This is a genomic window from Bradyrhizobium sp. I71 (genome assembly GCF_022354745.1).
Taxonomy (GTDB): domain Bacteria; phylum Pseudomonadota; class Alphaproteobacteria; order Rhizobiales; family Xanthobacteraceae; genus Bradyrhizobium; species Bradyrhizobium liaoningense.
Map to the genome: position 1 here is coordinate 2463550 of NZ_CP059398.1, position 22045 is coordinate 2485594.

The 22045-nt window shown below is 65.5% G+C and carries 20 protein-coding genes and 1 pseudogene; 11 read left to right on the forward strand and 10 right to left on the reverse strand.

Going from position 1 to position 22045, the window contains the following annotated elements; genetic code table 11:
- Nucleotides 1–144 precede the first annotated feature (144 nt).
- Entirely contained in the window at nt 145–1869 is a 1725-nt protein-coding gene (locus tag FJV43_RS12150) for a DUF459 domain-containing protein (protein WP_239627262.1), read from the forward strand.
- A gap of 244 nt (nt 1870–2113) precedes the next feature.
- Here FJV43_RS12150 and FJV43_RS12155 read toward each other — a convergent pair whose 3' ends face one another.
- Together FJV43_RS12155 and FJV43_RS12160 are read right to left on the reverse strand one after the other, a co-directional pair.
- A complete protein-coding gene (locus FJV43_RS12155) occupies nt 2114–2482 on the reverse strand; it encodes a CsbD family protein (RefSeq protein ID WP_131871924.1) in 369 nt (122 codons plus the stop codon).
- A 61-nt stretch (nt 2483–2543) separates the two neighbouring features.
- Nucleotides 2544–3281, reverse strand: a pseudogene (locus tag FJV43_RS12160) (SDR family oxidoreductase).
- 98 nt (nt 3282–3379) lie between these two features.
- Here FJV43_RS12160 and FJV43_RS12165 point away from each other — a divergent pair.
- Together FJV43_RS12165 and FJV43_RS12170 are read left to right on the forward strand one after the other, a co-directional pair.
- Nucleotides 3380–4159 (forward strand): SDR family NAD(P)-dependent oxidoreductase, encoded by a 780-nt coding sequence (locus tag FJV43_RS12165; protein ID WP_239627264.1) that lies wholly within the window; start codon nt 3380–3382, stop codon nt 4157–4159.
- Nucleotides 4160–4257: 98 nt separating this feature from the next.
- Nucleotides 4258–5145, forward strand: a complete 888-nt coding sequence (locus FJV43_RS12170; protein ID WP_239627266.1) for a TauD/TfdA family dioxygenase — start codon at nt 4258–4260, stop codon at nt 5143–5145.
- Nucleotides 5146–5303: 158 nt separating this feature from the next.
- Here the strand turns inward: FJV43_RS12170 and FJV43_RS12175 are convergent, their stop codons facing one another.
- A complete protein-coding gene (locus tag FJV43_RS12175; RefSeq protein ID WP_239627268.1) occupies nt 5304–5948 on the reverse strand; it encodes a YqgE/AlgH family protein in 645 nt (214 codons plus the stop codon).
- A 141-nt stretch (nt 5949–6089) separates the two neighbouring features.
- Between FJV43_RS12175 and FJV43_RS12180 the strand changes: the two genes are divergently transcribed.
- Nucleotides 6090–6929 carry a protein-disulfide reductase DsbD domain-containing protein gene (locus tag FJV43_RS12180; RefSeq protein ID WP_239627269.1) on the forward strand — a complete coding sequence of 280 codons (840 nt, stop codon included), beginning with the start codon at nt 6090–6092 and terminating at the stop codon, nt 6927–6929.
- Between the two features lie 82 nt (nt 6930–7011).
- Nucleotides 7012–8388: a flippase gene (locus tag FJV43_RS12185; RefSeq protein WP_239629399.1), complete on the forward strand. Its 1377-nt coding sequence runs from the start codon at nt 7012–7014 to the stop codon at nt 8386–8388.
- An 11-nt stretch (nt 8389–8399) separates the two neighbouring features.
- Here the strand turns inward: FJV43_RS12185 and FJV43_RS12190 are convergent, their stop codons facing one another.
- Nucleotides 8400–9374, reverse strand: coding sequence for a LysR family transcriptional regulator (locus FJV43_RS12190; RefSeq protein WP_239627271.1), 975 nt, complete (start codon nt 9372–9374; stop codon nt 8400–8402).
- Nucleotides 9375–9509: 135 nt separating this feature from the next.
- Between FJV43_RS12190 and FJV43_RS12195 the strand changes: the two genes are divergently transcribed.
- The 6 genes from FJV43_RS12195 (at nt 9510) to FJV43_RS12220 (ending at nt 16354) form a co-directional block, all read left to right on the forward strand.
- Nucleotides 9510–10532 carry a carbon-nitrogen hydrolase family protein gene (locus FJV43_RS12195; protein ID WP_239627272.1) on the forward strand — a complete coding sequence of 341 codons (1023 nt, stop codon included), beginning with the start codon at nt 9510–9512 and terminating at the stop codon, nt 10530–10532.
- 65 nt (nt 10533–10597) lie between these two features.
- Nucleotides 10598–11917 (forward strand): substrate-binding protein, encoded by a 1320-nt coding sequence (locus FJV43_RS12200; RefSeq protein ID WP_239627274.1) that lies wholly within the window; start codon nt 10598–10600, stop codon nt 11915–11917.
- Between the two features lie 9 nt (nt 11918–11926).
- On the forward strand, nt 11927–12802 hold the full coding sequence (locus FJV43_RS12205) for a branched-chain amino acid ABC transporter permease (protein WP_014439677.1): 876 nt from the start codon (nt 11927–11929) through the stop codon (nt 12800–12802).
- On the forward strand, nt 12799–14670 hold the full coding sequence (locus FJV43_RS12210; RefSeq protein ID WP_239627276.1) for a branched-chain amino acid ABC transporter ATP-binding protein/permease: 1872 nt from the start codon (nt 12799–12801) through the stop codon (nt 14668–14670). Before FJV43_RS12205 ends, FJV43_RS12210 begins: the two co-directional genes overlap by 4 nt.
- On the forward strand, nt 14657–15361 hold the full coding sequence (locus FJV43_RS12215; protein WP_131871932.1) for an ABC transporter ATP-binding protein: 705 nt from the start codon (nt 14657–14659) through the stop codon (nt 15359–15361). The genes FJV43_RS12210 and FJV43_RS12215 overlap by 14 nt, the downstream gene beginning before the upstream one ends.
- Nucleotides 15362–15529: 168 nt before the next feature.
- A complete protein-coding gene (locus tag FJV43_RS12220) occupies nt 15530–16354 on the forward strand; it encodes a sulfite exporter TauE/SafE family protein (protein WP_239627278.1) in 825 nt (274 codons plus the stop codon).
- Nucleotides 16355–16484: 130 nt separating this feature from the next.
- Here FJV43_RS12220 and FJV43_RS12225 read toward each other — a convergent pair whose 3' ends face one another.
- The 6 genes from FJV43_RS12225 to cysT all read right to left on the reverse strand — a co-directional run bounded on the left by FJV43_RS12225 (nt 16485) and on the right by cysT (nt 21965).
- Complete coding sequence (locus FJV43_RS12225; RefSeq protein WP_061025180.1) at nt 16485–17273, reverse strand: 3-hydroxybutyrate dehydrogenase; 789 nt, start codon at nt 17271–17273, stop codon at nt 16485–16487.
- A gap of 1 nt (nt 17274) precedes the next feature.
- On the reverse strand, nt 17275–18450 hold the full coding sequence (locus tag FJV43_RS12230) for a patatin-like phospholipase family protein (protein WP_239627279.1): 1176 nt from the start codon (nt 18448–18450) through the stop codon (nt 17275–17277).
- Nucleotides 18451–18528: 78 nt separating this feature from the next.
- Nucleotides 18529–19032: a CAP domain-containing protein gene (locus FJV43_RS12235; RefSeq protein WP_239627281.1), complete on the reverse strand. Its 504-nt coding sequence runs from the start codon at nt 19030–19032 to the stop codon at nt 18529–18531.
- Nucleotides 19033–19234: 202 nt separating this feature from the next.
- Nucleotides 19235–20269: a sulfate ABC transporter ATP-binding protein gene (locus FJV43_RS12240; RefSeq protein WP_239627282.1), complete on the reverse strand. Its 1035-nt coding sequence runs from the start codon at nt 20267–20269 to the stop codon at nt 19235–19237.
- Nucleotides 20259–21170, reverse strand: a complete 912-nt coding sequence (cysW, locus tag FJV43_RS12245; RefSeq protein WP_239627284.1) for a sulfate ABC transporter permease subunit CysW — start codon at nt 21168–21170, stop codon at nt 20259–20261. The genes FJV43_RS12240 and cysW overlap by 11 nt, the downstream gene beginning before the upstream one ends.
- A 9-nt stretch (nt 21171–21179) precedes the next feature.
- Nucleotides 21180–21965 (reverse strand): sulfate ABC transporter permease subunit CysT, encoded by a 786-nt coding sequence (gene cysT, locus FJV43_RS12250; RefSeq protein ID WP_239629401.1) that lies wholly within the window; start codon nt 21963–21965, stop codon nt 21180–21182.
- Nucleotides 21966–22045 lie beyond the last annotated feature (80 nt).

Consider the following 22045-nt stretch of genomic DNA (forward strand, 5'->3'; position numbering starts at 1 on the left):
CGGGATTTCGACAGGCGGCCTTGACGCCGGCGGCCGTTCCCCGGCCTATGGAGAAGAATCTGCAAAGAGAATCTGCCCGTTTGCGGCCTGATTCCGTTATTATATCGAGCTGCTTCCAATCCCCTCGCGCGCGCCCGAGATCGCATGTCGAAGAAGTCCCTGTTCAAGGTGCTGACCGAGACCGGCCCGTTGATCGCGCTGGGGACGGCGCTTGCAATCCTGGTCTCGGTCGCAGGACCTGCCTCGGCGCAGTTCTTCAACTTCCCCGGTTTCGGCGGCCCGCCGCAGCGAGCGGCCCCGCCACCACGGGGCGGCGGAGGAGGCGGCGGATGGTTCGGCGGCGACTTCTTCGCGCCGTACCCGCCGCAACAGCCGCAGGCGCCGCGTCAGGATTTTTCGCGCGCGCCGGCGCCGGCGAAACGCGACACCATTCCTGAGAAGAACGTGCTGGTGATCGGCGATGCCATGGCCGACTGGCTCGCCTATGGCCTGGAAGACGCCTACAGCGAGCAGCCCGATATGGGCGTGATCCGCAAGCACAAGACCACGTCGGGCCTCATCAAGTATCAGCCGAAGGGTGAGCCCGCGGACTGGGCGGCGGCGGCCAGGGGCATTCTCGAGACCGAGAAGCCCGACGTGATCGTCGTCATGCTCGGCCTGAACGACCGCATCGCGATCCGTGAGCCCGCTGCCGACAAGACGGACAAGGCGGCCGTGGAGAAGGACAAAGACAAGAAGAGCGACAAAGGCGCGCGCGCCAAGCCGCAGGCAAAGCCTGGTGACGCCAAGCCCGGCGAGACGAAGCCCGGCACCGATACCGCGGCCAAGCCGGACGACAAGCCTGCCGATGCCGATCTGCCGCAGGACGATGCCGACAATGCCGACACGCCCGCAGCCGCGCCGGAGAAGACCGCGCGCAACCCGAACGGCCTCTACGAATTCCGCGACGACCGCTGGGTCGAGCTCTACGGCAAGAAGATCGAGGAGCTCGCCAACATCCTCAAGGCCAAGGGCGTGCCGGTTCTCTGGGTCGGCCTGCCCGCTGTTCGCGGAACGAAGGGCACCGCGGACACGCTGTTCCTGGATTCGCTGTACCGAGAGGGCGCGGCCAAGGCCGGCATCACCTATGTCGACGTGTGGGACGGCTTCGTCGACGAGGCCGGCCGCTTCCTCCAGAAGGGCCCGGACTTCGAAGGTCAGATCCGTCAGCTCCGCAGCTCCGATGGCGTCTATTTCACCAAGGCCGGCGCGCGCAAGCTCGCGCATTATGTCGAGCGCGAGATCACGCGCCTGCTCGCGGCACGCTCCGGTCCGATCGCGCTGCCGAGCGAGCCTGCCACCCCCGATACCAGCGCCGAGCCGGGCAAGCCCGCACCGCGGCCGCTGGCGGGGCCGATCGTGCCGCTGGTTGCAGCCTCGATTTCGACCGATCAATTGCTGGGCGGGCCGGGCACGCGTCCAGCCGCCGTCGATGCGCTCGCAGCCAAGACCATGGTGAAGGGTGAACCGCTGGCGGCTCCAGCCGGCCGCGCCGACGATTATGCCTGGCCGCGCCGGGAGGTCGGCCGTGAGCAGGCCAAGGGCGATACGCCGATGGCCGCAACGACGCCCGACGGCGGCACGGCGCAGGGGTCGCCAGGAGCGGCCGCGGTGATCGCGCCGCCGAAGCTCGCGCCGAAGAAGCCGCAGGTCCCGCCGCAGCAGCCGGCCCAGGCGACGCCCGCAGGCCGGGACTTCTTCGGCTTCGGCTTCGGCTCTCCGCAGCCGCGCCAATGGACGCCGGCCCCGGGGCCGCGCAATCCGAATTCCAATCCAGGGATTCCGCGCCCGCCTGCCAATGTCGGGCGAGCGGCGGAGATGTTCCGGTAATCTGCCTTGCCGATTTGAGATGTCATTCGGGGCGCCCGCGGCGCGAGCCCGGACCCATCAGCCCCATCATCGCTACCGATGAATGAACTCCGGGCCCGCACCGGAAGGTGCGAGCCCGGATTGACGTGGCATTTGGCCGAGCCCTGAAGCGCGACGCGATCAGGATGAATCGTCATCGCACTTTAGGTTGTTGTTTAAGCGTGATCTTTTCGGAAAGCCGCTACGCACTTTTCCGGATCATGCCTCAATAGCGCCAACGCGGCGGCGGACGGCGCGCGGGTCGCGACATCAGGAGCGCGAGCGCGAATCCGATGCCGCCGGCGACCAGCAGCGCGCCGAGCGGGTTGTCCTGCACCTTCTGCGCGATTGCCTTCGAGCCGTCGCGGAAGGTCTCGCCGCTGTTCTCGTAGGCGTCCTTGGCATAGCCTGCGGCGGTGTCCGTGGCATCACGCACCGCATCCTTGGCCTGGCCGTAGAGATTCTGCACCGTGCCTGCAGCTTCCCGTGCCTTGCCCGACGCCTGCGTCTTGGCATCGCCTGCGATGTCTCCGATCGCGCCTTCCGCGCGTCCGGCATATTCCTTGGCCGATCCGACAATCCGATCCGTATCCATGTTGCTCCTCCTCGGGGGGTCAACCCAAGTAACCGATCAGGAGCAGTGCAGTTCCACGGGATCAAAGAATGAGACCGCCATCGACGACCAGCGTCTGGCCGATGATGTAGGACGACAGCGGCGAGGCCAGGAACAGCGCCGCGCCCGCCATATCGGCCGGCGTGCCCAATCGTCGCAGCGGGATGCGCGCGAGCGCGCCTTCGAGCCGCTTCGGATTGTCGGTCGTCACCTTCGTCATCTTGGTGTCGACGAGCCCCGGCGCGATGCCGTTGACGCGGATGCCGTCCTCGGCCCAGGCCTCGCCCAGCGTCCGCGTCAATCCGACTGCGCCGGTCTTCGACGCATTGTAGGCGGGATTGCCCATGGTGGAATGATAGGCCGCTGTCGAGGACACGATGATCAGCGAGCCCCTGGAATCCCGCAACATGGAATGGAAGCGCGTAGCGCAGGCCATCAGGCTCATCAGGTTGACCTCGACCACCTTGCGAAAGCCAGCCATCTCGAACTCGCCGCGGCGATAGAGCACCGCGCCCTGCGCGAGCACGAGCACGTCGAGCCTGTCAAAGGACGGCTTGAACGCCTCGATCGCTCCGGCATTGCTGACGTCGAGCTGGGCATAGGCGAGGCCCGTGAGATCGGAGCCTTCCTCGATGGAATATTCCGCAGGCCGAGCACGCGTGCCGCAAACCGCGACATGCGCGCCTCTCGCGCGAAAAGCCTACGCGATGCCGTTGCCGATGCCGCTGGAACCGCCGACCACCAGCACCTGCTTGCCCGAGAAATCGAGTTCGTTCGCCATCGCGGCCTCCCCTTTCGTCTTGCTTGTTTGACCTGTCTGCGGATCGATGCCAGCCTTGTCAATCACAACAAGAACAAGCACGGCGCGAGGAAAACAGCATGTCCGACTCCAGGGAGCTCAGCCGGTCCGTGAAGGGCCTCACGGTTCTCGTCACCGGCGCGGCCAGCGGCATGGGGCGCGCGACGGCGCGCGTGTTCGCCACCGAGGGGGCGAACGTGGCCGTTACGGATTTCGACGAGCAGGGCGCGCATATTGTCGCCAAGGAGATTGCGGCGAGCGGTGGCGCAGCAAGGGCGTGGAAGCTCGACGTCGCCGACGGCGGCGAGATCAAGCGCGTGGTCGGCGATGTCGCCGCGCATTTCGGGGCAATCGACATCGTCGTCAACAATGCCGGCATCTCCGTGCGTGTTGCGATCGACGACGAGGCCTATGAGGACGCCTGGGCCAGGGGCATCGCCGTGATGCTGACGGCACATCCGCGCATCATCCGTGCTGCGCTGCCGCACCTGCGCAAGTCGAAGAGCCCGCGCATCGTCAACATCGCCTCGACCGAAGCGCTCGGGGCCACCGCATTGCACAGCCCGTATTCAGCAGCCAAGGGCGGCGTCGCCAGCCTCACCCGCTCGCTGGCGGTGGAGCTCGGCCGCGAGGGCATCACCGTCAACTGCATCTGCCCCGGACCGATCCGCACCGCCATCACCGACCGCATCTCCGAGGAGCACAAGACCATCTACGCCAAGCGCCGCACCGCACTCGGCCGCTATGGCGATCCTGAAGAGGTCGCGCACATGACGCTGAGCCTGTGCCTGCCAGCGGCATCGTTCCTCACCGGCGCGGTGATTCCGGTCGATGGCGGGCTGATGGCCCGCAACGCGTGAGAGCCATGCGCTCGAAGCGTTGACAACGACTGGCGCGGGAGTAGCTTTTTCGTCAACAGAGCGGGGGTAACCGCTCGCGACCCGCGGGAGAGAACGTCATGACGATCGCCATCCGGCAGCTTCAGAAGCATTTTGTCGGCGAGGTTTCAGGCCTCGACTTGCGAAAGCCTCTCACACCGGATGAAGCGCGCCAGGTCGAGGCGGCCATGGACAAATATGCGGTGCTGGTTTTCCACGACCAGGACATCACCGACGAGCAGCAGATGGCTTTCGCGCTGAATTTCGGCCGGCGCGAGGACGCGCGCGGCGGCACCGTGACCAAGGAGAAGGACTACCGGCTGCAATCCGGCCTGAACGACGTCTCCAATCTCGGCAAGGACGGCAAGCCGCTTGCGAAGGACAGCCGCGCGCATCTGTTCAATCTCGGCAACTGCCTCTGGCACTCCGACAGCTCGTTCCGTCCCATCCCGGCGAAATTCTCGCTTTTGTCGGCGCGCGTGGTGAATCCGAAGGGCGGCAACACCGAATTCGCCGACATGCGCGCGGCCTATGACGCACTCGACGACGAGACGAAGGCGGAGATCGAGGACCTCGTCTGCGAGCACTCGCTGATGTATTCGCGGGGATCGCTCGGCTTCACCGAATACACCGACGAGGAGAAGGAGATGTTCAAGCCGGTGCTGCAACGGCTGGTGCGGACCCATCCCGTCCATCGCCGCAAGTCGCTGTATCTCTCATCGCATGCCGGCAAGGTCGTCGGCATGAGCGTGCCTGAGGGCCGGCTGCTGCTGCGCGACCTGAACGAGCACGCGACGCAGCCGGAATTCGTCTACGTGCATAAGTGGAAGCTGCATGACCTCGTGATGTGGGACAACCGCCAGACCATGCACCGCGTCCGCCGCTACGACCAGTCCCAGCCCCGCGACATGCGCCGCGCGACGGTGGCGGGAACCGAGCCGACGGTGCAGCAGCAGGCGGCGGAATAGCATTTGCTCAGCAACCGGTGTCATCGCCCGGCTCGACCGGGCGATCCAGTACTCCAGAGACCTGCATTTGAGGAATCGTTCTCACCACATCCGCCGCGGCGTACTGGATGCCCCGGTCAAGCCGTGGCATGACAGCGGAGGTGGGACGACGGCGCCAGCTACGCGTGCCCGGCCTCGTTCGAGAGCATGCCGGGATCGATGCCGATCTTCTGCAAAGCGCGGTTGTACTTGTCGTCGACGTCGTCGCCGAAGATCAGATCCGCATCCGCATCGCAATGCAGCCAGCCGTTGCTCTGGATCTCGGTCTCGAGCTGTCCCGGCGCCCAGCCGGCATAGCCGAGCGCGAGGATGGCGTGCTTGGGGCCGGAGCCGTTGGCGATCGCGCGCAGGATATCGACGGTCGCGGTGAGGCAGACGCCATCATCGATCCGCAACGTCGCATTCTCGATGTAGAAGTCGCTGGAATGCAGCACGAAGCCGCGGCCGGTGTCGACCGGTCCGCCCCGCAGCACCTTCATGCTTTCGGCATTCTCCGGCAGCTTGATGTGCTCGCCCTTCCTGATGATGCCGAGCTGCTGCAGCAGCTCGGGGAAGTCGATGCTGCCGGCAGGGTGGTTCACGATGATGCCCATCGCTCCCTCGGCCGAATGGGCGCAGAGATAGATTACCGACCGCTCGAACCGGGAATCACCCATCACGGGCATCGCAATCAGGAGCCGGCCGTCGAGATAACCGGCCGAATTGGGCAGTACGGGGCCCGAGCTGCGGGTGCTTTCGCCCGTCCTCTTGCCTGTGGGAGCCATCGGTGAAGCACTCCGGTTTCAATTCCTATCCTGATGTCGGGCCGGTCCGCTGTCAAATCAAGGCTTGCACGGGCTTGATTCAAGTGCACCATCACAAGCAATTCAATGGTTTGGCCGGGAGCCACCCTGTAAAGACGTACCATGCTCACAAGAGTTCCCCTGCGTGCGGCGATTGGCGTCGCGACAACCCTGCTTGCGTCGTCGTTGGCCATCGCCGCCCGTGCCGATGACGCGTCGCCATGGCAACGCGACGGACATTCCGCGGTGCGGTTGTTGGCGGGATCGCGCAGCGGCGCGGTCCTGCTTGGCGGTATTGCGTTCCAGCTCGAGCCCGGCTGGAAGACCTACTGGCGCACACCCGGCGATTCCGGCGTGCCACCGCGGTTCGACTTCTCGAAGTCCGACAATGTCGAGGCAGTGACGATCATGTGGCCGGCACCGCTGAAGTTCGACGACGGCGCGGGCGGCCATTCGATCGGCTACCACAACCAGATCGTGCTGCCCCTGCGCATCGTCGCCAAGGCCGCCGACAAGCCCGTGACCTTGCGCGCCGAGATCAATTACGCGGTGTGCGAGAAGCTCTGCATTCCCGTCGAGGCCAGCGCCGAGCTCGGCTTCAACAGCGTCGCCTCGACCGAGGATGCGAACTTGCGTGCTGCGCTCGACACCGTGCCCAAGCCCGCCAATATCGGCGACCCCAATCCGCTCACCATTCGCGACGTCAAGCGCGACGGGCCCAAGAATGTCGTGGTCGACGTGGTGACGCCGGACAGCCGCAACGTCAATCTGTTCGTGGAAGGGCCGACGCCCGATTGGGCGCTGCCGATTCCCACGCCGGTGCCGCACAGCCCGCCTGGGGTGATGCGGTTTTCTTTCGAGCTCGACGGGCTGCCGCCGGGCGCCAAGCCGGATGGCGCGGCGCTCAAGTTCACGCTGGTCGGGCCCGACAAGGCGTACGAGTTCAATACGAACTTGAATTAGCGTCCACCCAACCGAATCTTAACGAATGGTTGCTAGTCCCCTGGCATGCCGCAGTATGCGGGACGCCTGGGGGCTGTTCGACGTGGCCGTGATGGATGCACAACCCGGAACGACCGGACCGGCCGGGCTGATCGCGCGGCTGCGGGCCAAGCTGACCGGCGGATCGACCGAGGCGTCGCTGACGCGGCGGCTCGCCGGCACCATCTTCGTCATCCGAGTGATCAGCGCGGGGCTCGCCTATGTCTCGCAGGTTCTGCTTGCGCGCTGGATGGGCACGTCCGACTACGGCGTCTATGTCTATGTCTGGACCTGGGTGCTGCTGCTCGGCAGCATGATGGATTTCGGCATCTCCGCCTCCGCGCAGAAGATCATCCCGGAGTATCGCACCAGCGGCGAGCAGGCGCTGCTGCGCGGCTTTCTCTCCGGCAGCCGCTGGCTGACCTTTGCCGTGTCGACGCTGGTCTCGCTCGCCCTTGCCGGCATCGTCAAGCTGCTGTCGCCGTGGATCGATCCGGCCGAGGAATTGCCGCTCTATATCGGCTGCATGACCCTCCCTGCTTTCGTCGTCGCCAACACCCAGGACGGCATCGCGCGCTCGCATGACTGGATGCAGCTCGGCCTGATGCCGCAATTCATCATCCGCCAGGCGCTGATCATCGGCCTCACGGCCGCGGCCTTCCTGCTCGGCTATCATCTCGGCGCGGTCGCCGCGATGGTTGCGAGCGCAGGTGCGGTCTGGATCGCGATGACCGGGCAGATGCTGGTGCTGAATCGCAAGCTCGCCGATCACATCGAGCCGGGACCCAAGGCCTACGACGTCAGGGGCTGGCTCGCCGTCTCACTACCGATCCTGCTGGTTGAGAGCTTCTACCTGCTCTTGTCCTACACCGACGTGCTGGTGCTGCAGCAATTCCGTCCCTCGGACGAGGTCGGCGTCTATTTCGCCGTGGTGAAGACGCTGGCGCTGGTCTCGTTCATCCACTACGCGATGTCGGCCACGACGGCGCATCGCTTCGCGGAATACAATGCGCTCGGCGACAAGGCGCGCCTCTCGGCCTATGTGGCGCATGCCATCAACTGGACGTTCTGGCCGTCGCTGGCGGCGACCATCGTTCTGCTCGTGCTCGGCAAGCCGTTGCTCTGGCTGTTCGGGCCGCAATTCGTGATCGGCTACGACATCATGTTCGTCGCCGCGATCGGGCTCGTGGTGCGCTCCGCGATCGGGCCGGTGGAGCGGCTGCTCAACATGCTCGGGCAGCAGAAGATCTGCGCGCTGGCCTATGCCCTGGCCTTCGTGATGAACCTCGTGCTCTGCGTTGCGCTGGTGCCGCGCTATGGCGGCCACGGCGCCGCGGCCGCGACCTCGATCTCGCTGAGCTTCGAGACGGTGCTGTTGTTCTGGATCGTGCGGCAGCGGCTCGGCCTGCACGTGCTGGCGTTCGGCCGCCGCACGGCTTAGCCGTCGCGCCCTCAGCCGCTCTGAAATGCGACGACCGCGGTATCCGCCACCAGCAGCGCGTCGAGCATCTTGCGGCCCGACGTATCCGCCTGCATCAGCGGGTCCGACTTGAACATCGCCTTGAGATAGCTCGAGACGGCGCGGATGCGCGGCACGAACTGGAGGTCGCTGTGGACGTTGATCCAGACGTCGCGCGTCGTCGACATCTTCTCGTGCAACACCGGAACCAGATCGCTGCGGCCAGCCACCGCAAAGCTCGGCAGCAGCACCAGGCCGATGCCGCCGGCCGCTGCGTTCATCTGCGCGATCATGCTGTTGGAGTGAAAGCTGACCGGCGGATTGCGGATGATGTCGTCGAGCCAGCGCACCGAGTCCAGCTGGATCAAATCGTCGATGTAGGTGACGAAGCTGTGGCGCGCGAGGTCCGCGGGCCGTTCCGGCATGCCCTCGCGTGCCAGATAATCTTGGGAGCCGTAAAGGGCGAGCTGAAAGCTGCCGAGCCGCTCGGACGCCATGCCCTGCCCCGGCGGACGGAAGAAGCTCAGGAAGATATCGGCCTCGCGGCGATTGACCGAGACGGCCTGCGGCGAGGTCAGGAGCTCGACGGTGAGATCCGGATAACGTTGCCGCAGCGGTGCGAAGCGGAAAGCGAGATAGAGCGAGGCGATGCCTTCCATCGTCGCGAGCCGGACGCGGCCCGCCATCCGGCTGCCGCCGCGCTGCACGTCCTGATGCATCGCAATGACGGCGCTCTCGATCCGCTCGGCGTGACAGAGCAGGCGTTCGCCGGCTTCGTTGACACGCAACCCCTGCGGCGAACGCTCGAACAGCGTCGCGCCCAGCGCGCATTCGAGATGCGCGATCCGCCGGCTGATGGTGGATTGGTCGACCCGCAGGCGCTTGGCCGCACTGCCCAGGCTGCCGCCGCGGGCTGCGTGAAGAAATATCTTGAGGTCGTCCCAGTCGAGCGAGTTGAACTCCTGCATGCCCGCCAGACAGCAAGCGTTGTGCCAGCGACGTACGGTGGGACGGATTGTCGCCCCCTGCAAGCCGTCTTGCAGGATTGTCTGTATCGAGGCCCCGGGGACCCCACTAGCCTGTCCTGAACCAAGGACAAAGCCATGCTTCCTCGCTTCAAGGCCGCCGCGGTCCATGCTGCGCCAGTGTTTCTAGACCGCTCGGCGACCACAAAGAAGGCAATCTCGCTCATCCGTGAGGCAGCCGCCGCCGGCGCCGAGATCGTGGCATTCTCCGAGACGTTCATTCCTGCATTCCCGGTATGGGCTGCGCTGTGGGCTCCGATCGACAATCACGACCTGTTCGTCCGCATGGCAGACCAGTCCGTGCTGGTCGACGGCCCCGAGATCAAGGCGATCCGCGACGAAGCGCGCGCGCTCGGCGTCGTGGTGTCGATCGGCATCAGCGAGAAGTCGCCGGCGAGCGTCGGTGCCATCTGGAATAGCAACCTCTTGATCGGCGAGGACGGCGAGATCCTCAACCACCACCGCAAGCTGGTGCCGACCTTCTACGAGAAGCTGATCTGGAGCGGCGGCGACGGCGCGGGCCTGCGCGTCGTCGACACCAGGCTCGGCAAGATCGGGCAACTGATCTGCGGCGAGAACACCAACCCGTTGGCACGCTATTCGCTGATGGCGCAGGGTGAGCAGCTTCATATTTCGAGCTGGCCGCCGGTTTGGCCGACCCGCCGGCCGGCCGGTGGCGGCAATTACCACATCGCAGCAGCCACCCGGATCCGGGCGAGCGCGCATTGCTTCGAGGCAAAGGTGTTCGGCCTCGTCACCGCGGGTGTGCTCGACAAGGCGGCGCGCGACATGCTGGTGGCGCGCGACGCCTCCGCCGCCGCCGTGCTCGACGCGACGCCGCGCGCGGAAACCTTCTTCCTCGATCCGACCGGCGAGCAGATCGGCGAGGCGCTGCGCGACGAGGAAGGCATCCTCTACGCCGAGATCGATCTCAATCGCTGCATCGAGCCCAAGCAGTTTCACGACGTGGTCGGCTACTACAACCGATTCGACGTCTTCGACCTCAGCGTCAACCGCCGCCGGCTCAATCCCGTGTCCTTCACCGGAAGCGCGGCGTCCCAGCCGGACGCGGAGAGCGACCACATCGATGCCGGGTCGTAGCCCGGCTCGTACCCAACCGCAATGCACCGGCCGATCCGGCGGTGATGAAACATGGAAGGTGAGTCATGAAGCTCGATCGTCGTCAGATTCTGCTCGGAAGCGCCGGCGCCGCTGCCGGTCTCGTGCTTCCAGGTAGCGCCGCCTGGGCGCAGACGCCGGCCAGCATCGGCACCTTCCCGGACGGCGTCACCGCGGACTCGGTCTTCATCGGACTGACCATTCCGCTCACCGGCGTCTTCTCCGGCGACGGCGGAGATCTCAAGCTTGGTTACGAGCTGGCGATCTCGGAGATCAACGCGGGCGGCGATGCCGCGAAGAAGTGGGGCCTGCAAGGCAAGGGCGTGCTCGGCCGCCAGATCCGCTACAAGGTGTCCGACACCGAGGGCAAACCCAATCTCGACGTGCAGAGCGCCACGCAGTTCATCCAGCGCGACAAGGCGATCATGCTTTCAGGCTCGGTGTCGAGCGCCAGCGCGATCGCGCTGGAGGAATTGGGCTCGCGCGAAAAGGTGCTCTACATGGTGGGCATCGCCGGCTCCAACGACATTACCGGCAAGAACTGCCAGCGCTATGGCTTCCGCTCGCAGCAGAACGCCTACATGGCCGCCAAGGCGCTCGCGCCCGTCGTCGCCAAGGCGCTCGGCAAGAACATGAAGACCGCCTTCCTGGTGCCCGACTATACCTACGGCCACACGGTCTATGACAGCTTCGCGAAGTTCTCGAAGGAACAGGGCTGGCAACAGGTCGCCAAGGAAGTGGTTCCGCTCGGCACCACCGACTATTCCTCGGCGCTTCTCAACATCGCCAACAGCGGCGCGGACGTGTTCGTCAACATCGCCTTCGGCGCCGACGCGGTCGCCTCGACCAAGCAGGCCGAGCAATTCGGCGTGCTCAAGAAGATGAAACTGGTGGTGCCGAACCTGTCCTCGTTCCAGGACAAGGAGCTCGGCGCCGAAATCATGCAGGGCGTCTATGGCAGTTGCGACTTCTGGTGGACGCTGTCGGATCGCTATCCGCTCGCGAAGGGCTTCGTCGACGCCTTCGTCGCGAAGAACAAATATCACCCGCGCTGGGGCGCCCATATCGGCTACATGCAGACCTATCTCTGGGCGATGACGGTCGAACGGGTGAAGAGCTTCAATCCGGTCGACGTCATCAAGGCGATGGAGGCCTCGAAGGAGCAGCCCTACGAGACCACGATCGGCAGGGTCTATTTCCGCGCCGAGGATCACCAGATGGTGCGCCCGATCCCGGTCCTGCGCGGCAAGGCGCCGGCGGCGATGAAGGGACCCGAGGACTATTACGAGATCGTCGACGTGGCAGAAGGCGAGAGCGTGATGAATCCGCCGGACCTGTTCGGCTGCAAGCTCGGCCCCTATACCTGAGCCGCCCAGATGCCAAGCTGGCCCGCCCTCGCCTCGCAGGCCTTCAACGGCCTCGCCCTCGGTTCGCTGCTGGCGCTCGTCAGCAGCGGCCTGACAATCATCCTGGGCACGCTCGGTGTCCTGAACTTCGCCCACGGCGCGTTGTTCGCCGTGGGCGCCTATGCCGCCTTCGTCATGCTGCAATACACCCAGTCGTTCCTGCTCGCGATCGCGGTCGGCTGCGGCTTCATGCTGGTGCTCGGCTTCCTGCTCGAGCGCCTGATCATCCGCTTCTTCTACGGCCGGCCGCATGAAGACCAGATCCTCGTCACCTACGGCATCGGCATCGTGCTCGTGGAGTGCGTGCGCGCCGTCTTCGGCGGCAACGCGCAGCGCGTGCCGACGCCGTCATGGGGACAGGGCGCAACGCAGCTCGGCTTCCTGATCTATCCGACCTACCGCCTCCAGCTCATCGCCATCATCGCAACGCTGCTGGTCGGCCTCTATCTCGTACTCTACCGCACTTCGATGGGCCTCGTGGTTCGCGCCGGAATCGAGAACCCCGGCATGGTCGGCATCCTCGGCATCAACCTGCGGCGCACCTTCCTGCTGGTGTTCGCGATCGGTGTCGTCGCAGTCGGCCTCGCCGGAATGCTGTATGCTCCGGTCGTCGCGGTGACGCCGGACATGGGCGCGAATTTCATGGCGCAGTCCTTCGTCGTGATCGTGCTCGGCGGCCTCGGCTCGTTCCCGGGTGCGGTGGTCGGCGGGCTGATCGCCGGCGAGATCGTCAGCCTCACCAGCGCGTTCAACTCCTCCTATTCGGAAGTGATGCTCTACGCGCTGATGGCGCTGCTCCTGGTGTTGCGCCCGCAGGGCCTGTTCGGCTCGGAAGGACGGGTATGAACAGGTCGCGATCGGGCGGGCTGCGGAGCCACATTCCGGAGCTCGCGATTCTAGCCACTCTGATTGCGGCGCCGGTGGCGCTGCCGCATCTCGGCTTCTCCATCGACCTGCTGACGCGGGTGCTGAACTGGGGATTGATCGGGCTCGGCTTCGACATCCTGTTTGGCCTCGCCGGCCTCCTGTCGTTCGGCCAGGCCGCGTTCTACGGCGTCGGCGGCTTCGTCACGGCGTATCTGCTGGTTTCCGGCGCGCTGAGCAGCGTGTGGCTGGCGCTCGCCGCCGGCACGATATCGGCCGGCGCATTCGGGCTCGTCGTCGGCTGGCTCGCGGTGCGCCGCATCGGCATCTACTTCACGATGATCACGCTGGCGTTCGGCCAGATGGCCTATTTCATCGAGAACTCGCCGCTGTCGCACTACACTGGTGGCGAGAACGGCATTCCCGGAGTGCCGGTGCCCGTGCTCGGCTTCGGCGAGCATGCCATCCGCATCGGCGCAGGCCTGCCGATGTACGTGCTGTTCGCGGTGATTTTCTTCGGTGGCTACGTGCTGGCACGCCGCATCGTCCGCTCTCCCGTGGGCGCGATCCTGCTCGCGATCAAGGAGAACACTGCGCGCGTCGCAATGCTCGGCCACAACGTGCCGGCCTACAAGCTCGCAGCCTTCGTCATCGCCGCGCTCTACGCCGGACTCGCCGGCGGCCTGCTCGGCTCGTTCCAGAGCTACATGCCGCCGGACGCGTTCTCGCTGGAGACGTCCGGCCAGCTCGTGGTCCAGACCATCGTCGGCGGCGCCAACACCCTGATCGGACCGCTGGTCGGCGCCGCGGTCTGGCTCTGGCTGCGCGACAATCTCCAGCTCATTCCCGGCCTCACCACGCTGTGGAAGCTGGTGCTCGGCATTGCCTTCATCGTCCTGGTCGTGGGCCTGCGCCGCGGCATCTGCGGCGAGATCATCCATTGGTTGACCGAGCGCCGGACCCTTTCCGCACGTCGGGCCGCCGAGGCCGCAACCGAGGCGATCGAGGCCGGCGCGGTGAAAACCGCATCGAGCAGGGAGCGCGACACCGCCCTGCCATTGCCGTCACCCGCCACCGGCGACAGCGACGTTGCCCTGGAGGCCTGTGCGCTGGCACGGCACTATGGCGGGCTGAAAGCCGTCGACGGCGTCTCGTTCAAGGTCCGCTGCGGATCCATTCATGCCGTGATCGGCCCGAACGGCGCCGGCAAGAGCACGCTGTTCAAGATGCTGCTGGACGAGGTCAGCCCGACCTCGGGTCATGTGCTGTTGTTCGGATCGCAGGTGACCGGCCACGGCGTCAGCCGGACCGCGCAGTTCGGCATCGCCAAGTCCAACCAGTTGAACCAGCTCTTTCCAAATCTCTCGGTGCGGAAGAATTTGCGCATCGCCGCCCTGGCGCGCTGCCGCGGACCGCTGCGGATCGACCTGCTGCGAACGGCCGACAGCCTGCCGGAGGTGGAGGCACAGATCGAGGCGATCATGGCGCTGCTCGATCTTACGGCGCGCGCCGACACGCCGGCGCACATCCTCGCCTACGGCGAGAAGCGGCGGCTCGAGATCGGCATGGCGTTTGCGACGAGCCCGAAGGTGCTGTTGCTCGACGAGCCCCTCGCCGGCATGAGCCCGTCGGAACGCGCCGCGACCTGCGCGCTGATCCGCGACATCGCCCGGACCTGCACCATCGTCATCGTCGAGCACGACCTCGACGCGATCTTCGGCCTCGCCGAGCGCATCACCGTGCTCTACGAAGGCCGCCTGCTCGCCGACGGCACGGCGGACGAGATCCGCGGCAACCAGCAGGTTCAGGACGCTTACCTCGGAGGGCTTCACGCGCATGAGCCTGCTTGAAGTCGACCGCATCAACACGCTCTACGGCGATTCCCACGTCCTGTTCGACCTCTCGATCCGGGTCGAGGAGGGAGAGGTCGTGGCGCTGCTCGGTCGCAACGGCGCCGGCAAGACCACGACGCTGCGCTCGATCATGGGGGTGCTCGCCCCGAGGAGTGGCGAGATCCGGCTCGATGGCAAGCCGATCAGCGGCCTCGCTCCATCCGCGATTGCAAACATGGGCGTGCAGCTTGTCCCGGAGGAGCGCGCGATCTTCGGCGGCCTGACGGTCGAGGAGAACCTGCGCATCGCGGCCCTGACCGCGCCGAACGCTTGGTCGTTCGAGCGCATCTACGGTGTGTTTCCGCGCCTGAAGGAACGACGCAAGTCTCTCGGACGAACGCTGTCGGGCGGCGAGCAGCAGATGCTCTCGATCGCCCGCGCGCTGATCCGCGACGCCCGCATCATCCTGCTCGACGAGCCTTTCGAGGGACTGGCGCCGCTGATCGTGCGCGACCTCGTCAACGTCGCCGCCAGCCTCGCGCGCGAAGGCCGCACCATGATCGTGGTGGAGCAGAACGTCGCCGCGGCCCTGAGCTTCGCCACCCGCGTCTACGGCCTCAACAACGGCCATGTGGTGTTCGAGGGCACCTCCGCCGAGCTCACCGCCAACCCTGACCTGGCGCGGGATTTCCTCGGCGTCGGCGCGTGAGCAGCGCGAACGGCTGTTTCGCAAGAGGGCACCGATTTGGGCGAAACGACTGTCTGTCGCCGCGCCGCGGAAAGATTTTTCTTATTTGGCTCAGCGGCTTGCCGGGCAGGGAAAGCTTATTCTACGTCATATTGCCCAACCGATGAGATCAACCTAACATTCCCTGAGATGCTTGATCCACTTTACGTCGCCTCCGGATTCGCCGTCGGCCTGCTTGTCGGCATGACCGGCGTCGGCGGCGGCTCGTTGATGACGCCGCTGCTGATCCTGTTGTTCGGCGTCCACCCCTCCACCGCGGTCGGCACCGACCTGCTCTATGCCGCCGCCACCAAGACCGGCGGCAGCGTGGTCCATGGCTGGTCGCGCAGCGTGCACTGGCCGGCGGTGCTGCGGCTCGCCTGCGGCAGCATTCCGGCAAGCGCGGTGACGCTGCTGGTGCTGTGGAAGCTCGACCTCAAGAGCGATGCCGAGCGCAGCCTGGTCAATCTGGTGCTGTGCTTCGCGCTCCTGCTGACCGCGACCTCGCTGATCTTTCGCAAGACGATCATGGAGCGCTATCGCAGCAAGCTGGAACGCGTCGACGCGCGCACCACGGCGATTGCGACCGTGATCACCGGCGTCGTGCTGGGCGTGCTGGTCTCGATCTCCTCGGTCGGCGCCGGCGCGGTCGGCGTCACCGTGCTGCTGCTGCTTTATCCGCGCCTGCCGATGGCGACCATCGTCGGCTCCGACATCGCCCATGCGGTGCCGCTGACACTGGTAGCCGGCATCGGCCATTGGGCGCTCGGTGACGTCGACTGGGCCCTGATGGGCGTGCTGCTGCTGGGCTCTCTGCCCGGCATCATCGTCGGCAGCTTCAGCGCGACGCGCGTGCCCGAGACGGTGCTGCGCCTGACGCTCGCCTGCGTCCTGTTCGTGGTCGCCGGCAGGATCATCTTCGCGGAACTGAACCTGTCGTCGGCCATCGTCACGGCTCTGGCCTGGAGCCATTGAGGCCGGGAGCGGACGCCAGAATCGTAGGGTGCGCAAAGCGAAGCGTGCCCATTTCACTTCGATGGGGACGCATGGTGGGCACGGCGCAACGCGCCTTTGCCCACCCTACGGCACGACCGCATCGTCGTGCTTACTCCGCGGTCCAGCCGCCGTCGATCGAAAGATTGGTGCCGGTGATCTGCGCGGCATCGTCGCTGCACAGGAACAGCGCCAGCGCGGCGACCTGCTCGGAGGTGACGAACTCCTTGGTCGGCTGCGCATCCAGCAGCACGTCGTTGATGACCTGCTCGCGCGTCAGGTTGCGCGCCTTCATCGTGTCGGGGATCTGCTTCTCGACCAGCGGCGTCCAGACGTAGCCGGGGCTGATGCAGTTGCAGGTGATCTTGTGGGTCGCGACTTCCAGCGCCACGGTCTTGGTGAGACCGGCGATGCCGTGCTTGGCCGAGACGTAGGCCGACTTGAAGGGCGAAGCCACCAGCGAATGCGCGGACGCCGTGTTGATGATGCGGCCCCAGCCCTTCTTCTTCATGCCGGGGACGGCAGCACGGATGGCATGGAAGGCCGAGGACAGGTTGATCGCGATGATCTGGTCCCATTTCTCCGGCGGGAACTCCTCGATCGGCGACACGAACTGGATGCCGGCGTTGTTGACGAGGATATCGACCGAGCCGAACGTCTTCTCGCCGAGCGCGATCATCCCGGCGATCTCGGCGGGCTTGGTCATGTCGGCCGGAGAGTAGATCGCCTTGACCTTGAAGTCGGACTCGATCTTGGCGCGTTCCTTCTCGATGTCCTCGGCCGAGCCGAAGCCGTTGATGACGACATTGGCACCGGCGGCGGCGAAGGCGCGCGCATAGGCGAGCCCGATGCCGCTGGTCGATCCGGTCACGACGGCGTTCTTGCCTGACAGACTACCCATTCTATTCGCTCCTTTTTGCCGGGGGCGCGGTGACGTCCCCCGTGAGATCGTAGGTCACCATGGTCTCGCTGGACTGGGGCCGCTCGAGCCAGTCCCTGTGGCGCATCGACAGATGCACGTCGCGCACGCCGGCTTCCCAATGCTCGACCATGGCGACATGCGAGAAATCGTAATCCTTGGACGACGATTCGTAATTCTTGCTGCGATAGATCAGATGCACCACCGTGACGGTGCTTTCGCGCGACACTTTCGCCAGGAATTCGACGGAAGGATCGTTCTTGAGATAGTCGGGCAATTTGCTGATCAGGTCACGCACGGCGCGGCGCGCGTTGTGCAGCTGCTTGTTCTTGTCGGTGTTCATCCGCGTGCGGCTGGAATAGCGGATGTCCTTCTCGCGCTCGGCAGCTTCCAGCAGCGAGTTCGGCAGATCCCCACGCGCGGAGAACAGATCGACCTGGAAGATCAGCATGTCGCGTTCGACCTCGGCATCGAGCACGTAGTCGAGCGGGGTGTTGGAGGCGATGCCGCCGTCCCAGTAATGTTCGCCATCGATGTTCACGGAAGGAAAGCCCGGCGGCAGCGCGCCGGAGGCCATGATGTGCTCGGGGCCGATGGTCTTGCCGAGCTTCTTGAACTCGTAATTGTCGAAGTATTTGAAGTTGCCCGAGGTGACGCCGACCGCGCCGACCGACAGCCGCGTCTTCAGATCGTTGATGCGGTCGAAATCGACGAGACGCTCCAGCGTCTTCTTCAGCGGCGATGTGTCGTAATAGCTTTCCGCTTCGGGATGCCCCGGCGGCCAGAGCGGCGCCGGCGGAATGCGCGGCGTGAAGAAGCCGGGCACGCCGAAGGTCGCAATCAGCGCAGCGCTGGTCGAATTGAACAGCTCGCGGCTGTGGTCGCTCTTGCCGAGAGGCTTCCACGGGACCGGCGCCGAGACCATCTCCCAGAACTCCTTGAGCCGCTTGACGCGCGTCTGGCCCTCATTGCCGGCGATGATGGCAGCGTTGACCGCGCCGATGGAGATGCCGGCCACCCATTCCGGTTCGAATCCGTAGCCGCACAGCGCCTGATAGGCGCCGGCCTGGTAGGAGCCGAGCGCGCCGCCGCCCTGGAGAACCAGGACGCGTTGCGCATTCGTCGGGACTGTTGCGATTTCCGGACTATGATCTGTCATTCGGGAACAATAGCAAAAGGCTGGCCACCGTGGCGACACCCCGCTCCGGCGTCAATGCATCCCGGGATCAAGTCTGGCTTATCGAGGCTCCGTCGAGGCCAGGATCATGGTCCAGAACACCTTGTACTTGGTGCCGGGAGCATAGCTCGCCGCGATGCCTAATTTTGTGACACCGCCCTTGAGCATGTTGGCGCGGTGAGGCGGCGAGTCTCGCCAGCCAGAAAACGCTTCCGCCAGCGTATGATAGCCGGCCGAGATGTTCTCGACCGCCACGGTCGCGGGATAACCGCCGGCGGCGAGGCGCTTGGCCAGCGGCGCGCGGACGTCGTGGTCCATCTTGTTGGCCGCCGCCATCGCGCCCGACTGGGACTCGGCGAGCCGCATCAGGTCGGAATCGATCACGACGGTGCCCAGCCCGTTGTTCTGGCGGTATTGCGAGATCATCACCGCAGCCGCCTGCGCATCGAGCTTGGAGCCCGGAACCGCCATGTCGGTGTACATGGATGGCTGCTGGACCGGTGCTTCGTTGCCGGCACAGCCGGCGAGCAGCAAAATGACGAGAATTGCGGCCGCAGCGCGCATGAATCGAGGTCCCCAAATGAGGGGCCGTTGTTGCATATCAACCGTGGCTGAAAGGTGAATTTTGAAGAAAATCGACGCAAGTCGTTCCGGGGCGCGCGTCAGCGCGAACTATGGTGCGCAATCGCGCACCTGAGAATCTCGCGCTACAATCTCGGGATTCCGGGTTCGATGCTTCGCATCGCCCCGGAATGACGGGGGGTTTCTAGCCCGCAAATATCCGGTAGCGGCGGGGCTCCAATCCGATCATGTCGCCGGCGCGAAGTTCCTTGTCGCGGGGGGCATCGATCTCGATGGTCTGGCCGCCCGAGAGCGCGACCTCGGCGCGCTGGACGGGGCCGAAATTGCGGACATGCCGGACCGCGCCCTCGAAGGCGCCGCTGCCGGGCGGGCCGACCAGCATGTCATGTCGCCGCACGAACAGTTTTGACGCGCCAGGCGCAAGCCCGTCCGCTGTGAGCCGAAGTGGCCGGCCGCCGAGCGTGACAGCACCACCCTCGACTTCAACCGGCAGCTCGATCGATTCACCGATGAAGCCGTGGACGAAGGCGGTCGCGGGACTTGCATAGACGTCATCGGGCGAGCCGATCTGCTCGATCCTGCCCTTGTCCATCACCACGACGCGGTTGGCGACTTCCAGCGCCTCCTCCTGGTCATGGGTGACGAAGATCGAGGTGACGTGGATCTCATGATGCAGCGAGCGCAGCCATTTGCGCAGCTCTTTCCTCACCTTGGCATCGAGCGCGCCGAACGGCTCGTCGAGCAGCAGGATGCGCGGCTCGATCGCGAGCGCGCGGGCGAGCGCGATGCGCTGGCGCTGGCCGCCGGAAAGCTGGCTCGGGTAGCGATCGGCGAGCCAGTCGAGCTGTACGAGATCGAGCAGCTCCTTGACCCGGGCGCGGATCGCCGCCTCGTCCTTGCGGACCGCGCGCGGCTGCACGCGCAGGCCGAAGGCGACGTTCTCGAACACCGTCATGTGGCGGAACAGCGCGTAGTGCTGGAACACGAAGCCGACGTGACGCTCTCGCGCGCCTTGCGCCAGTGCGTCCTCGCCATTGATCAAGACCTCCCCGGAATCAGGCCAGTCGAGCCCGGCGACGATCCGCAGCAGCGTGGTCTTGCCCGAGCCGGACGGACCGAGCAGCGCCACCAGCTCGCCGCTGTCGACCTTGAGATCGACGCCGTCGAGGGCCTTGAAGCTGCCGAACGACTTGACGAGATTTCTGACTTCAATGGTCACTTGACTCTTGTCCTTCGTCCAGATGGCGTTCGAGAACGGTCTTCGCGATCAGCGTGATCAGCGCCAGCATCGCCAGCAGCGAGGCGATCGCGAAGGCGGCGACGAACTGGTACTCGTTGTAGAGAATCTCGACAAGGAGCGGCATGGTGTTGGTCTCGCCGCGAATGTGGCCGGAGACGACCGAGACAGCGCCGAACTCGCCCATGGCGCGGGCGTTGCAGAGCAGGACGCCGTAGAGCACCCCCCATTTGATGTTGGGCAGCGTGACGCGGAAGAAGGTCTGGAGACCCGAGGCGCCCAGCGAGATCGCGGCCTCCTCCTCCTGAGTGCCCTGCTCCTGCATCAGGGGGATCAGCGCACGGGCCACGAAGGGAAAGGTGACGAAGGTGGTGGCGAGCGCAATGCCGGGCACCGCGAACAGGATCTGGATGTCGTGCTCGCGCAGCCAGCTGCCGAAATAGCCCTGTGCGCCGAACAACAGCACGAAGACGAGACCCGAGATCACCGGACTGACCGAGAACGGCAGGTCGATCAGCGTGATCAGGAACGTCTTGCCCGGAAAATCGAACTTGGCGATGGCCCAGGCGGCGACGAGGCCGAACACGAGGTTGAGGCCTACTGAGATCGCTGCGACCAGCAGCGTCAGCCTGATTGCAGCCAGCGCCTCCGGCTCGGCGAGCGCGGCGAGATAGGCGACGACGCCCCTCGAGAACGCCTGCGCAAAGACGACGACGAGCGGGAGCACGACGAAGACGGTGAGAAAGATCATCGCGAGCGCGATGATGGTGATGCGCACCGCGCGCGGTTCGGTACGCAAATTGTCCCGCGCTGCCGCCGCCTGCGCACGCGCCTTCGCGTCGGAGGCCGAGAGCGGTATGGAATCTGCGATCTGCATCGTCATGATCCGCCCTCAGCGCTCCGGAATCCGGCTCTGCGCCCAGCGCTGGAGCCGGTTGACGGCAAAGATGATCACGAACGACACGACCAGCATGACCACCGCGATCGCAGTCGCATCGGCATAGCGGAATTCGGAGAGCCGGATCACGATCAGGAGCGGCGCGATCTCGGAGACGTTGGGCAGATTGCCGGCGATGAAGATCACCGAGCCGTATTCGCCGACCGCCCGGGCGAAGGCGAGCGCGAGGCCGGTGAGCAGCGCCGGTGCGAGCGACGGCAGGATCACGCGAAAGATGGTCTGCCAGCGGCTGGCCCCAAGGCTCCCCGCGGCCTCCTCGATCTCGGGGTCGAGATCCTGGAGCACCGGCTGCACCGTGCGAACCACGAAGGGAATACCGATGAAGATCATGGCGACGAAGATGCCGACCGGCGTGAACGCCACCTTGATGCCGAGCGCGGCAAGCGGCGCGCCCAGCCAGCCCTTCTCGGCGAACAGCGCGGTCAGCGCCACGCCGGCCACCGCGGTCGGCAGCGCAAAGGGCACGTCCACGATGGCGTCGAACAGCCGCCGGCCCGGGAAACGGTAGCGCACCAGCGCCCAGACGATGATGCTGCCCATGACGAGATTGACGCAGGCCGCCGCAAAGGCGAGGCCGAACGAGACGCGGAGCGCGTTCAGGGTGCGGCGGCTGGAAAGGATGTTCCAGAACTGCTCGGGGCTGAGCTCGAGCGATTTCAGGAACAGGCCGGCGAGCGGAATCAGGATGATCACGGACAGCCAGGTCAGCGTCAGTCCCATGGTGAGACCGAAGCCCGGCAATGTCCGGCGTCGTGCTGCAACTGCGCTCACCAGGCCCCCTGCAAAAGCCTCTTAAGACA